The following is a 12,849-nucleotide window of genomic DNA, read 5'->3' as shown; positions in this document are numbered from 1 at the left end:
TACCATTGTATCAAATTCAACTAATTTTTTTATTAAAATTAGACTGATTATGATTGATAATTTTTTGCTTGAGTTGTAAATAATTCGTAATAGAGTGAGTTTGTCTTTTTCATTAAGTTTGTGTGTTTATCATAATCTTCGATTTCACCATTGTTAATAACAAGAACTTTATCACAAAAAACAGATGAACTCATGCGGTGTGAAATATAAAGTGCAGTTTTTTCTTTGACTAAATCATTGAAGTGTTCATAAATTTCTGCTTCTGCTAAAGGATCAAGTGCTGCAGTTGGTTCATCTAGAATAATTAAGTCTGAATTCTTGTAGAGTGCACGGGCAATTGCTATTTTTTGACCCTCACCACCGGAGAGTTCAATACCATCTTGGTATAAACTCTTACCGTAGTTAGAATGGATGCCATCTTTAAGCGAAGCGAGTTTTTTAGAGAGAGAGACTTTGTTCGCTGCATCGAGTGCCCCTTCAAGGTCTTGATCATTACCGGTAATATTCTTAGCAATTGAATATGAGAATATTTTGAAGTCTTGGAATACAGCAGCCATTTTTTGAACATAACTGTTATATTCATACGCATTAATATTGATACCATTGATTAAGATTTGGCCTTCTGTTGGTTGATAAAATCTGGAGAGTAATTTAACTAAAGTTGTCTTACCTGCGCCATTTAATCCAACAACTGAGATTTTTTCACCACGATTAACTTTAAAACTAATATGTTTTAAAATCATTTGTTCAGTTTTTGGATATTTGAATGACACATTATCAAATTCAATGGTATCAATTGCGGAGAGTGGTAGCTTCCCGGTATGAAGCTCATCTTGTAGTGGTACTGCAAGTAATGTGAAGTATGGCTTAATCCATTCAACATTACGTTTTAAATTAGCTACATTTCCAACAACAGTTGCAAGTTGTTCACTGAGTTGAATTGTAGTTCCTGTATATAATATGAAATCAGAAATTGGAATTAACTTAGCCACGGCTTTCATTGCAATATAAATATAAGTGAATCCCATGAGTACATTGTTGACAACATCTGATGCAAATTCATATTTACTCATACCTAAAGAAATCTTACTAATATGGCTTGTTGTTTCATTAATAAAGCCAGATGTCTTATGGTGAATCAATTTGTTCATATTTGTAAAGCGGAAATCTTTTTGATTTTCAACATTTAATAATGAGTTTAAATAATATCCAGCTTTACGATTGATTGGCATCATTGTTTCAGTTAATGTGATTTGGAATGAGTTTGACATATTGTAAATCACGATGTGTAGGATAAGTGCTACAAGTAGTGCTACGATCATCCATGCGTCAAACATAAATAAGACTAAACCAAGTGTTGCAATTGAAATGAAACTTGAAATAAAGATTGTAACATAGTTTAAAAGTTGGTAAATAACACCTTGGTTATCAATTGCAAACTTTGCACGTTCTCTTAAATCTAGATAGAATGGATCCTCCAGTTTTTCATATTCAAATTTCATGATGCGTGCAGTGACATGTTGATTAAGTAAATATCTTAAATTAAATGTTGTTACACGGATCACTTGATCTAAAACTTTTGTTACTATAGTCATTGCAAATTGAATTGCAACGACAATAAGTGAGAATCTAAATACTTCTTCAAATTGGCTGGTTGCTACTAAGTCAATCACCCATTTAACAGCATAGACACCGATATAGAGTCTAGCTGCTCCAATTAATGCTTGTAAGACAGATAAGAAGTAGAATGAAGGTTTCTTCTTAAATGTTAATACGATGAATTTAGCTAACGTTTTGAACATATCCTTCTTCTCCTCCTACACTTGGCTGATAATACTTACCTTGTGTTACAAACATATTGTGATAAATCCCCTTTTGTGCCATCAACTCATCATGGGTACCATATTCTTTTAATGATTGACCATCAAATAATGCAATGTGATCACAGAATTTAGTTGATGATAAACGATGTGAAACATAAATTGAAGTTTTGTTTCCTGCAAGAGCATTAAATTCTTCATAAATTTTAGCTTCTGCTAATGCATCAAGTGCAGCAGTTGGTTCATCTAGAATGACTACAGGTCCATTCTTGAATAGTGCTCTTGCGATTACTAATTTTTGACGTTCGCCACCTGAGAAATCAACACCTTCAGGATCAATAACCTTTAGGATTTGATGATCATATTGGTTTGGTAAACTTTCAATTTTGTTTTTTAATCCAACGGCTTCTAAAGCCATCTTCGCACGTTCTCTAGCTGTTTCGTCATCTTGCATACCAATCACGTTTTCCATCACTGATGCTGCATATACGTGAATATCTTGGAAGACAACTGAGAACATTTCTTGGAACTTAGCTTTGTTAAATTTAGTTGCATCAACACCATTAATCAAGATTTGTCCTTCGGTTGGTTTGAAGAGACCACAAATTAATTTAACAAGTGTTGTTTTACCTGCTCCATTTGCTCCAACGATAGCAAGTTTTTCACCTTTTTCAATCTTCATAGATAAGTTTCTAATGATCCAATTTTCAGTATTTGGATATTTAAATGAAACATTTCTAAATTCAATATCAAAGGTTTCAGTTAATGGTTCTAATAAACCTTCATAATTAATAAATGATTGATCATCCATAAAGTTATAGTAGTCAACAACATATCTGATACCTGCTCTAATATCAGAGATACCTTTACCAAGTTGACGTAGATATGTTGAAAGTGTTCCAACTGCAACTAAATACATAGATAATTCAGCAATGGTAAGTTGTCCTTCGAAATATGACCATAAGACCAGTGCATAAGCTAAAATATCTTGTAATAATAATGGAATAAGTTCTAATAAGGATGCTTTAAAATCGAACTTTGCAAGTTTCTTAATCGAGTTAGTTAAGGATTTAACTGATTTTGAATGTTCTTTTTCTAAAGTATCTTGTAATTGATAAAGTCTAATATCTTTACCAAATGTGAAATCATAGGTTGTGTTGTAGAAGTAAGCTTCTTGTCTAAACTTCTCACTTAATTCATCTCTTTGTTTATAATCAAATTTTGCCATTAAGTAAACTGCATAAGTAGAAACTACTGCTGTAAATAAACATGCAAGGATTAGCAACCAGTTAAATAGTCCAACGACTACTGCTGTTGCAATTACAGTTGTTAGAAGACCAAGCATACGATAAGTTAATGTGTAGGTTCTTTGGAAACCATCACCGTCACCACCTAATGATGTGAGTGATGTTTGAACTTTATTTTGGAAATTTGGATCTTCCATATTAGGATAATCTACTTCCATAAACTTTTTATTAAATGCTAAGTATTGTCTGATTCTAACATCAATGAAGATAACTTCTGTTTTTGCATCACACCATCTTCTAAAGAACATAAATACAATTAATGTAGATATTAAAGTTGCAATGAAATAATACAATTCATTTGGTGCATAATCTGTTAAGCCATCAATGATCAGTTTAGTTAAATATATGCCTGATAGATTGATGATAGCTGTTGAGATGATGCCTAAGAACATATAAAGATATACAATTTTTTTGTCGAGTCTTTTAAATTCTTTGAACTGTCTTATAAGCGTTCTTAAAAAACCCTGCTTCTTTTTAGCGGTTTGCTCCATACTTCTCTCCTATTTAATTAATTAGTAGAGAGAGCCAGAAGGCTCTCTTTTAATTGTTATTCAATAACGATTCTGACTTTTTCGCCATCTTCACTGTCAACTGAAACAATTTCACCGGCTGCTCCAAGTTGTACCATGTTTAAGATCTCGTCGATGTCAATGTCAAATTCATCTAAGTTAAAGTTACCGAATTTTCCTTTTTTAAGAACTTTTGCAAATTCTAGTGGAATATTTACTTTAACTTTTTCACCACCATTACCTTCAACATTAATTCTTAACATTTTGAAAGCTTGGTCTTTACCTGATTCTCTTGGTGGAGTTGGTGGTGTTGGTGCTTGTTTTGGTTCGCTTGAACCTAATGCAGAAAGTAAAGCTTCTGCTTGATCTGGGTTGATTTTACCCTCTTTTAATAATTCTAAGATTGCTAATCTTTCTTCTTTTAAAGTATCTGACATATTATTTGTTCTCCTTTAGTTTTTTGATTTGTTCAATGGCGTCTTCAACCTTGAGTTGTCCGCCTTTAATTTTGTCTAGAATTTCTAATTTTTTTGCTTTTGCTTCAGCTATTCTAGATTGAGCTTCTGCGAGTTTACTTTTTTTTAGTTCTACAATGTCTTCTTCTTCGTCTTCATCATCTTCATCAACTTTATAGCCTAAAGCAACTATTGCTTCTTCTAGATGACGTTTAACGGTTGGATATGAAACATTCATTTCTTTTTCTACCGCTTTAATGTTTCCTCTGTTTTTTACAAACAGTTCAATGAATAGGAGTGTTTCTTGATCTAAGTAATTAAACTTTGAGAAGTTAAACTCTCCTGAGATTTTAGTGTTACAATGTTCACATTCTAAATGTGTAATGTGTAAGTCATGTTCACATACTGGGCAAGTCGTGATAACTGGATTTAATTTTTTCATTAGATTCTCCTTAAATTGTTTTTACTGTGAAATGTGTATTTTGATCTGATACCCCAAGGCTAATACCTCTTACTTCAATTAATGATTGTAATTCATTAAGTTGTGTTTGGTCTAACCCCTCAGTAGTTTTCATTTTGCGATCTAGTATTTTCTTTACAATCCAAATTGGAATTGGTAAAGCTAGTAAAATTGCTAATAACATATTTATTCCCCTCTTTCCTTCGATATAAACTCTAACTTTAACAAAATGTGCTTTAGGATATTTAATAGGTTTCGGCTCATACAATTCTGAATAAGCTTGTTCTATATTCATTTTGTTTTTATAAACTTTATTCAAGATTTTATTTTTCTTCATTTTTCCTGTAAATTCCTTAACATTTTTAATTTACACATTAATTTTATTCATTTTATTTATTAATGTCAATAGGTTTGCATAAAAAATTAACAAAAAAATTAAAAAAATTAATTTCGAACTTAATTTTTTGAATATTTGGACTAAAAATTGTATAATATTAACAAGAAACGAGGTAAAATTCATGACAAGATTAACAAAACGCTTTATTAAATACGTAAAAATAGATACACAATCTAATCATGATTCATCTTCTGTACCTTCTACAGAGAAACAAAAAGACTTATCAAGAGTACTTTTAGAGGAATTAAAAGGTATGGGGCTTGAAGCATTTTTAGATGATTTAGGTTACACGTACGCGCGCATACCTTCTAATATAGATAAGAAAGTTCCAGCAGTTGGATTCATTGCACACGTTGATACTTCTCCTGATGCACCAGGTAAAGGTGTCAATCCAAGAATTATTGAGAAATACGATGGATCACTAATTAAACTGAATAATGAATTTAGTATGGAACCAAATCAATACCCATCGTTAAAAAGAGTCATCGGTGAAGATATCATTGTTACCGATGGTAATACGTTACTTGGTGCTGATGATAAAGCAGGTGTTGCTGAAATTATGGAATTAGTTGAAAGACTAACTGAAAGCAAAGATATTAAACATGGTGATATTTATATTTGCTTCACACCAGATGAAGAAATCGGTCGTGGTGCTGATCATTTCAACTATGATTGGTTTAAAGCTGACTTCGCCTATACTGCTGATGGTAGTGAGGTTGGTGGTATTGAATATGAAAACTTTAATGCTGCTGCAGCTAAATTAACATTCAATGGTATTTCTATCCATCCAGGTAATGCTAAAAATAAAATGATTAACTCTCAACATTTAGCAATTGAGTTCCATTCAATGTTACCTAAATTCTTAGACCCAGCAATCACTGAAGGTTATGAAGGATTTAATCACTTAACTAATTTCAATGGTTCAGTTGAACAAACTGTAACTAAATATATTATTCGTAACCACGATATGACACTTTTCAGAAATCAAATTAAGACTTTCTTTGATATCACTGAGTATATGAATAAAAAATATGGATATGAAGCTGTGAAAACTGATATTCATGATTCATACTTAAATATGTATGAAATTATCAAACAACATCCACACATTATCGATTATGCTGTAAAAGCAACTAAACAAGCAGGTGTTGAACCTAAATTTGAAGCAATCCGTGGTGGTACAGATGGTGCAAGACTTACTTATGGTGGTTTACCAACACCTAACTTAGGTACTGGTGCATTTCATTTCCATGGTAGATTAGAATTTGCAAGTATCAATCAAATGGAAAAAGCTGTTGAAATTTATACAAATATTGTTAAATTAATTGCTGAATAACATTAAATAAACCTCGATTAAGGAAGACTTAAGCGAGGTTTTTCTTTCTATATATAATATAATAAGGATGGAGGTAACAATATGTATCAAGCAAATAAAGATCGCTACAATAAAATGATCTATCGTAAATTAGGTAAATCTGGTTTAAAATTACCAGTTTTATCTTTCGGTTTATGGCAGAACTTCGGTGAAAAGAATGATTACGAAACCTGCAAAGAGATGATTCTAACTGCTTTTGATCATGGTATTACCCATTTTGATCTAGCAAACAACTACGGTCCGCCACCAGGACATGCTGAAATTGTTTTTGGTAAGATTTTAAAAGAGGCTTTAATGCCTTATCGAGATGAAATTATCATTTCTACTAAAGCTGGATATCGTATGTGGGATGGTCCTTATCAAGATGGTGGTTCAAGAAAATATTTAATTTCTTCTTTAAATCAATCACTTGAGAGAATGGGCATTCCTTATGTTGATATCTTCTATCATCACAGATTTGATCATGAAACTGATATGAAAGAAACAATGATTGCACTTCGTGATATTGTCTTATCTGGTAAAGCTTTATATGTTGGTTTATCAAACTATAACTCAGAACAATTAAAAAGAGCACATCAAATGTTAGATGAAATGAATGTACCTTATGTCATCACTCAACCAAGTTATTCGATGTTAAATCGTTGGTTGGAGCATGATAACCTTCTTCAAACTCAAAACGAAATTGGTGGAGGTACTATTTGTTATTCTGCACTTCAACAAGGTTTATTAACAAATAAGTATATTAATGATATTCCAGTAGATAGCAGAGCTAAAAACCCAGATTCCATGTGGTTTAGTGAAAAGAACATAACAGATGAAGCAAGAGCTAAACTTATGAAGTTAGATGTTATCGCAAAAAGTCGTAGTCAATCCATTGCACAAATGGCACTTGCATGGTGCTTAAGAGATGAAAGAATGACATCAACTCTAATATCAACATCTAAGATTACGCAATTACATGAAAATTTAAAGACATTAGAAAATTTAACTTTTACAAATGAAGAATTGCAAGCAATTGAGGAAGCTTTAAAGTAGTTCTAAAAAGACTAGCACACTAGTCTTTTTTGTTTGTCAATAATTTTGGTAACTATGCAATAATTATTTCATTTCAATTAATTTTGCGTATAATATATTAGAACTTTGAAAATGATTAGAGGAACACATGATTAAACTAGAAGGTATCACGAAAACTTTCATATCAAAAAAAGAGACCCTACATGCCCTAGCGGATGTATCTTTTTATGTTAAGCCCGGAGAAATCTTTGGAATCGTTGGTAAAAGTGGTGTTGGTAAATCAACATTATTAAAGATTTTGTCACTTCAATCAAAGCCTGATTTTGGTGAAATAAGTTTCTTCGATGAAAAAGTAAACTTCAAAGATCATAAACGTATAAAGTCATTAATCAGAGAAACTTCTTATATTTATCAAAATTTCTCTTTACTTTATAACCTTTCTACTTTAGAAAATGTAGCATTACCTTTAAAGTTACTTGGTGTTCCTAAAAAAGAAAGACTTGAAAAAGCAGCTGAACTTTTAAAATTTGTTGGACTTGAGTCAAAAAAAGATAGTTATCCGATAACTTTATCTGGCGGTGAAGCTCAAAGAGTAAGTATTGCAAGAGCACTGATTACTGAACCTAAGATTTTATTTTGTGATGAGCCGACTTCATCTTTAGATGAAGAAACGGCATACGAAATTCTAAAACTCATCAAAAATGTTCACGATGAGTTTAAACCAACAATCATTTTTGTATCTCACCAAATTGAAATGGTTAAGTTCATTTGTGATCGGGTACTTCTTCTTGAAGGTGGAAAGATTAAACGCCTAGAAGAAATCAAAAAGGCCAATAACTTAGAATTCAATTATGAAAAGAAGATTTGGGGTGATTCTAATGTTTAATCTATTATTATCCCCAGTTGACACACAAAGAGTCATAGATGCAACAATTGACACAATAGTATTACTTTTAGTAAGTGGTATCATTTCACTCGTTCTTGGTACAATCACAGGATTTATTCTTGCACTTTATGGTAAGAATCGACCTCATGAAAAGAAATGGGTTGCATATACACTATCAGTGTTAGTGAGCGTCATTAGATCAATTCCTTTCATATTATTAATGGTAATTATTGTTCCAATTAGTTTTAGAATGTTTGGAACCTCAATTGGATTCATTCCTTCAATCATTTCATTATCGATTATCGGGTTTGCGACGGTTTCAAGACAAGTTGAACAAGCAATTGCCGATATCAATCCACAAATTTATGATTTATCTAAATCTTTAGGTGCAAACCAATTCCAATTATTTAGACATTTCATTTATGTTGAAGCTAAAGCAGGATTAATTTTAGGGTATACGACTTCTTTAATTAGTTTACTTGCCTATTCAACAGTTGTCTTCATTGTAGGTGGTGGTGGTCTTGGATATACTGCTATCCAACTCGGTTATTACACACCTAATGGACAAGAAATTATGTGGGTATCTACAATTATTATGATTATTATGGTACAAATCATCCAAATTTTAGGTAGCATGCTTGCACGTTACCTCGACAAAAAGAAAAGGAATTAAGAAATGAAAAAATTATGGATATTCGTTAGTTTATTATCAATCTGGGCATTATCTGGATGTCAACAAGGTGCTGACACACTAAAAATTGGTGTCAACTTCTATCCAATGCCACAAATTGTTGAGTTAATTGAGGCTGATCTTTTAGCAGATGGAATTAAAGTTGAAATGGTAAATATGGACTATAATCTATTAAATACACCGTTAAACAATAAAGAAATTGATGGTAACTTGATTCAACATCAATACTTTATGCAATTCTTCAATAATGCAAACAACGCTAATTTAGTAGTTGCACAACCTGTTTATCACTCTATCTTCTCTTTATATAGTGCTGTATATGAAGTTGATAGTGAAAATAATATAAATGTTGAAGATGGTGAAACAGTTTATCTTCCTGAGGATGTTGTAAACCTTCCTCGTGCACTCTTACTTTTACAAAGTGCTGGTTTAATCACTTTAAAAGAAGGTAAAACCGTTACTGCTACATTAGATGATATTGAATCTAATCCTAAAAACTTAAAATTTGAATTAAAATCATTGTTATTAACAGCTCATGCATACAATGATGCAGGACGCAGATTAGCTGTTATGTATCCAAGCTATGCAAAAACTGCAATCGATCTTGGTGATGATTCTGAATTCTTATTTAAAGAACCATTAAATGAATTAACTGCTACTTATGCAATTTCATTTGTTACACGTGAAGATAACAGACAAGACCCAAGAATCGTTAAGTTTATTGAACACCTAACAAGTCCAAAAGTTAAACAATGGATTCTTGACAACTACGGTTGGGCTGCAATTCCAGCATTCGAATAATATTCAAAAAACACCTTATTTGTGGTATCCTACATATGAGGTGTTTTTTTATGGATCTATTAAGAACTTTTCTACAAGATTGGTTAAATTCAATTATAGGTGATGCAGCAGTTGCTGACCTATTCGTTAAACTACTTATGATCACAGCATGGGTACTCATTGCATACATTGCACATTTTATATCTAAGTTTATCCTTTATAAACTTAAACGTTCAAACAAGAAAGTACTTGTTAAACGTCAAAAAACAATTGCTGCACTTGTTGTATCATTAACTAAGTATGCATTTTGGTTTGTGATTGTGATGATGATCTTACTTGAACTTGGTATTGATTTAGCACCTGTGCTTGCATCTGCAGGTATCTTAGGGTTTGCAGTTGGTTTTGGTGCTCAAGAATTAATCAAAGACTTAATATCAGGTTTCTTCATTATTTTTGAACAATCATTTAACGTTGGTGATGTCATCCAAATTGGTGACTTTAAAGGTACAGTTCTTGAAGTTGGTATTAGAAAAACTAAATTGATGAACTGGAAAAATGAAGTGAGATTGATTAATAATGGTGACATTAGAGTCATAACACAATTTAGTATGGATGACTCAGTAGGTGTTGTAGAGTTTCAAGTATCTCCTTATACAGATCTTTCTATCTTCTATAGTGAAGCATTTGTTGAACTCTTAGAAGGTTATCAAAATAAACCATTCGTTACTGAAGCACCTAAATTTATCGGTGTTGTTGATAATGCGATTAACAGTTTAACTTTACGTGTATCATTTAAAACACAAAATAATAAACAAACTGCATTAGAACGTGAACTTAAACGCGATATTCTAATGTTCTTAAACAAATCTAGAGAATCTTAATTTAAAAAATAAAGGTACAACTTGCGTTGTACCTTTTTCATATTAAGTTCTATTAGGGTCCCAAATAATTGGATACTCTTTCCAGTATGTGAAATCACTTCCTGGAACTATTGCTTCACCATTTTCATATGGAACTTTCAATGCTTCCCAGAATGCACCATCATAAATAACTTTTTCGCCAACATCATAGTTGTTATACCATTTCCAAACTTCAGTTAGTTCTTTCCAACCATTTATTGCAGTTCCTGGAGCTGTTGTTGAGTTCGAATTATTTGCTCCTGTCCACATAAAATATGAACCGTTGTAATTGATCACACTACGTGTATATTGGTTATTAAAATATGTACCTGTTAATGCCCAAAAATCTGATAATAATTGCCAAGCACCAGAAACACCTGGTTCTTGGTTTGTTGATGTTCCAGATCTTAAAGCCCAATAGTCTCCATTATGGAATACTAATGCATGTTGTGCATATGTATTTTTATAATGCCATGCTTCACCAATCAACCACCAACCAACTGTTACATCTGGTGCTTGTCCAACTGGTGCACTACCTGTTTGATTCCAGAAATATCTATTTCCACCATATATTACTGATTGATATCTATTATAGTTTGTTGTTGTATTTAACCAATCACCTCTATGTGTAATGAGTTGCCAACTACCACTACCTGGTGTTGAACCCCATTGTGAAATGGTTGAAGTCGCTATATAGTAGTTATTATTGTAAGAAACAATTGTATTTTGAGGATAACTGACTTGATTACTTCCCCATACAAGGCCAAGTTTTCTCCATACTTGAGTCGTATTTGCTGCTGGGTCTGCATAAGTATTATCAATATTTGCTACATAGAAGGCATCATTATGTTTTACATATTCGCCTGCTCTATATTTTTGTTTATTAAATGCAGAATAATTAAATCCTAATTGACGGAATGCTTGATAATCTCTTGGCTCAGTTTGGCCGGTTGACACATTGCCTGTTGCCATAAACCAACGTGTTTCTTCACCATACTTATGGAATACAATATCGTATAATTTGTAGGTTTTACCACCATTAAACGCTCTATCAAGTCTTTCCCATGCCCATAATTCTGTTGGAGCGACACTATTAGTTGCTTTTGAAATATAAAATGCCCCTTGATAGAATACAATCGTACCAGGAGGATATACCGTACCTGATTGGTAGAATGGTGAAATTTTTCTCCAGTTCCAAGCTGCTGAGTCTGGATGAGAATTCGTGTTACTTTGAATTGCAGAATAGTATCCTGCGTTTACGCCATTACCGTCTTCATCACGATAATATACAATCGCACCTGAAGGATATGTCACGCCTGTTTCCCATACGGCAATCATAGATGGTGCAAATAATACGTCTTCATATCCCCATTCTCCTGGATCACCATATTGAATATTTACTGTAATCACATTACCATTTCTGGTTACTGTGAAATCTAGGTGATTAACTAAATTAATTGAAACATTATAAGTTCCTTGAGGTAGGCTTAATTGTCTTGTAATACCACCTCTACTATGCCAAAGGAATCCAATCTTATTCGATACGTTTTTGAACTCAAGATAAACACCACGACCGTAAACTGAATTTGCAACACCATTAAAGATGACATTTACGGTTTGGTTATTGGCATTTTGTCCTAAAGTAAATGATTTTATTTTATGGTTTTCATTTTCCCAAATATCTTCTCTATTACCTTGAAGTGCAGAAACAATTACAGAAAGACGAACAGTAGAACCTGCAGGAATATTTGTTGTATTCACATTCGCAGAATCAATCACATTCACGATATCTGATGTATCCTTCACAATCATTTCACTGTAATAAAAATAGCCTTCAGAATCAACACCATCATTGTAACTTGAGTGATAATTCCATGTGAATACGTTCGGTCTTGTAATTGAAACATTTGAGTTGTTTGTCCAATATTCAACTATTTTAATTCTAACTTTTATGTTTTTATATGCGTCAATTGCTACTGCTATAGTAATCGGCATGACTCCAGATGTTGTATTTGCAGTAATGTTTGCAGCTGAAATATTAATTGTATAATCGGCAGCATTATAGTAACTGTGTAACGAGTTGATAGACGTATTACCAATTTTAATTTCTGAACTTGCAGAAAACAATTCTGATGTTCTCACATTAAGGTCAATACCTGCTGTTGGTTTAGTCATCCAAGCATAAACACCTATCGCTGTGGATAAGGTGAGTATTAGTGATAAAATTAGTATGCCTAATTTTCTAAACATAAATTA

Annotated in this window: 12 protein-coding genes; 6 read left to right on the top strand and 6 right to left on the bottom strand. The window is 32.4% G+C overall.

Annotated features, from left to right (window positions below; all coding sequences use genetic code 11):
• Positions 1-47: 47 nt before the first annotated feature.
• From JV173_RS00700 to JV173_RS00680, 5 genes are read right to left on the bottom strand one after another with little or no spacing between them, the layout of a single operon-like run.
• The gene (locus JV173_RS00700) at positions 48-1,802 is read right to left on the bottom strand and encodes an ABC transporter ATP-binding protein (protein WP_205734371.1); all 1,755 of its coding nucleotides are present in this window, start codon (positions 1,800-1,802) and stop codon (positions 48-50) included.
• A complete protein-coding gene (locus tag JV173_RS00695; protein ID WP_205734370.1) occupies positions 1,783-3,618 on the bottom strand; it encodes an ABC transporter ATP-binding protein in 1,836 nt (611 codons plus the stop codon). The genes JV173_RS00700 and JV173_RS00695 overlap by 20 nt, the downstream gene beginning before the upstream one ends.
• 56 nt (positions 3,619-3,674) lie before the next feature.
• On the bottom strand, positions 3,675-4,073 hold the full coding sequence (locus JV173_RS00690) for an SHOCT-like domain-containing protein (RefSeq protein WP_205734369.1): 399 nt from the start codon (positions 4,071-4,073) through the stop codon (positions 3,675-3,677).
• A 1-nt stretch (position 4,074) separates the two neighbouring features.
• Positions 4,075-4,533 (bottom strand): DUF2089 domain-containing protein, encoded by a 459-nt coding sequence (locus JV173_RS00685; RefSeq protein WP_205734368.1) that lies wholly within the window; start codon positions 4,531-4,533, stop codon positions 4,075-4,077.
• Positions 4,534-4,543: 10 nt separating this feature from the next.
• Positions 4,544-4,888 (bottom strand): hypothetical protein, encoded by a 345-nt coding sequence (locus JV173_RS00680; protein WP_205734367.1) that lies wholly within the window; start codon positions 4,886-4,888, stop codon positions 4,544-4,546.
• Between the two features lie 181 nt (positions 4,889-5,069).
• On the opposite strand from JV173_RS00680, the gene pepT reads away from it, so the two are divergent.
• The 6 genes from pepT to JV173_RS00650 all read left to right on the top strand — a co-directional run bounded on the left by pepT (position 5,070) and on the right by JV173_RS00650 (position 10,575).
• The gene (gene pepT, locus JV173_RS00675) at positions 5,070-6,284 is read left to right on the top strand and encodes a peptidase T (protein WP_205734366.1); all 1,215 of its coding nucleotides are present in this window, start codon (positions 5,070-5,072) and stop codon (positions 6,282-6,284) included.
• 81 nt (positions 6,285-6,365) lie between these two features.
• A complete protein-coding gene (locus JV173_RS00670; RefSeq protein ID WP_240452992.1) occupies positions 6,366-7,358 on the top strand; it encodes an aldo/keto reductase in 993 nt (330 codons plus the stop codon).
• 127 nt (positions 7,359-7,485) lie between these two features.
• Entirely contained in the window at positions 7,486-8,223 is a 738-nt protein-coding gene (locus JV173_RS00665; RefSeq protein WP_205734365.1) for an ATP-binding cassette domain-containing protein, read from the top strand.
• On the top strand, positions 8,216-8,896 hold the full coding sequence (locus JV173_RS00660; protein ID WP_205734364.1) for an ABC transporter permease subunit: 681 nt from the start codon (positions 8,216-8,218) through the stop codon (positions 8,894-8,896). Before JV173_RS00665 ends, JV173_RS00660 begins: the two co-directional genes overlap by 8 nt.
• A gap of 3 nt (positions 8,897-8,899) precedes the next feature.
• Positions 8,900-9,715: a MetQ/NlpA family ABC transporter substrate-binding protein gene (locus JV173_RS00655; protein WP_205734363.1), complete on the top strand. Its 816-nt coding sequence runs from the start codon at positions 8,900-8,902 to the stop codon at positions 9,713-9,715.
• Between the two features lie 50 nt (positions 9,716-9,765).
• Positions 9,766-10,575 (top strand): mechanosensitive ion channel family protein, encoded by an 810-nt coding sequence (locus tag JV173_RS00650; RefSeq protein WP_205734362.1) that lies wholly within the window; start codon positions 9,766-9,768, stop codon positions 10,573-10,575.
• A gap of 42 nt (positions 10,576-10,617) precedes the next feature.
• Here the strand turns inward: JV173_RS00650 and JV173_RS00645 are convergent, their stop codons facing one another.
• A complete protein-coding gene (locus tag JV173_RS00645; protein ID WP_205734361.1) occupies positions 10,618-12,843 on the bottom strand; it encodes a hypothetical protein in 2,226 nt (741 codons plus the stop codon).
• Between the last annotated feature and the right edge of the window lie 6 nt (positions 12,844-12,849).

The organism is Acholeplasma equirhinis, from assembly GCF_017052655.1.
GTDB classification, from domain to species: domain Bacteria; phylum Bacillota_I; class Bacilli_A; order Acholeplasmatales; family Acholeplasmataceae; genus Acholeplasma; species Acholeplasma equirhinis.
Note: the sequence above shows the minus strand (reverse complement) of the source record. Positions and strands in the feature narration are given on the sequence as shown.

Coding starts and splice junctions, on each gene's coding strand:
- JV173_RS00690 (WP_205734369.1), bottom strand. CDS start 4,073: ATGTCAGATACTTTAAAAGAAGAAAGATTAGCAATCTTAGAATTATTA.
- JV173_RS00670 (WP_240452992.1), top strand. CDS start 6,366: ATGTATCAAGCAAATAAAGATCGCTACAATAAAATGATCTATCGTAAA.
- JV173_RS00650 (WP_205734362.1), top strand. CDS start 9,766: ATGGATCTATTAAGAACTTTTCTACAAGATTGGTTAAATTCAATTATA.
- JV173_RS00680 (WP_205734367.1), bottom strand. CDS start 4,888: ATGAAGAAAAATAAAATCTTGAATAAAGTTTATAAAAACAAAATGAAT.
- pepT (WP_205734366.1), top strand. CDS start 5,070: ATGACAAGATTAACAAAACGCTTTATTAAATACGTAAAAATAGATACA.
- JV173_RS00700 (WP_205734371.1), bottom strand. CDS start 1,802: ATGTTCAAAACGTTAGCTAAATTCATCGTATTAACATTTAAGAAGAAA.
- JV173_RS00695 (WP_205734370.1), bottom strand. CDS start 3,618: ATGGAGCAAACCGCTAAAAAGAAGCAGGGTTTTTTAAGAACGCTTATA.
- JV173_RS00655 (WP_205734363.1), top strand. CDS start 8,900: ATGAAAAAATTATGGATATTCGTTAGTTTATTATCAATCTGGGCATTA.
- JV173_RS00660 (WP_205734364.1), top strand. CDS start 8,216: ATGTTTAATCTATTATTATCCCCAGTTGACACACAAAGAGTCATAGAT.
- JV173_RS00685 (WP_205734368.1), bottom strand. CDS start 4,533: ATGAAAAAATTAAATCCAGTTATCACGACTTGCCCAGTATGTGAACAT.
- JV173_RS00645 (WP_205734361.1), bottom strand. CDS start 12,843: ATGTTTAGAAAATTAGGCATACTAATTTTATCACTAATACTCACCTTA.
- JV173_RS00665 (WP_205734365.1), top strand. CDS start 7,486: ATGATTAAACTAGAAGGTATCACGAAAACTTTCATATCAAAAAAAGAG.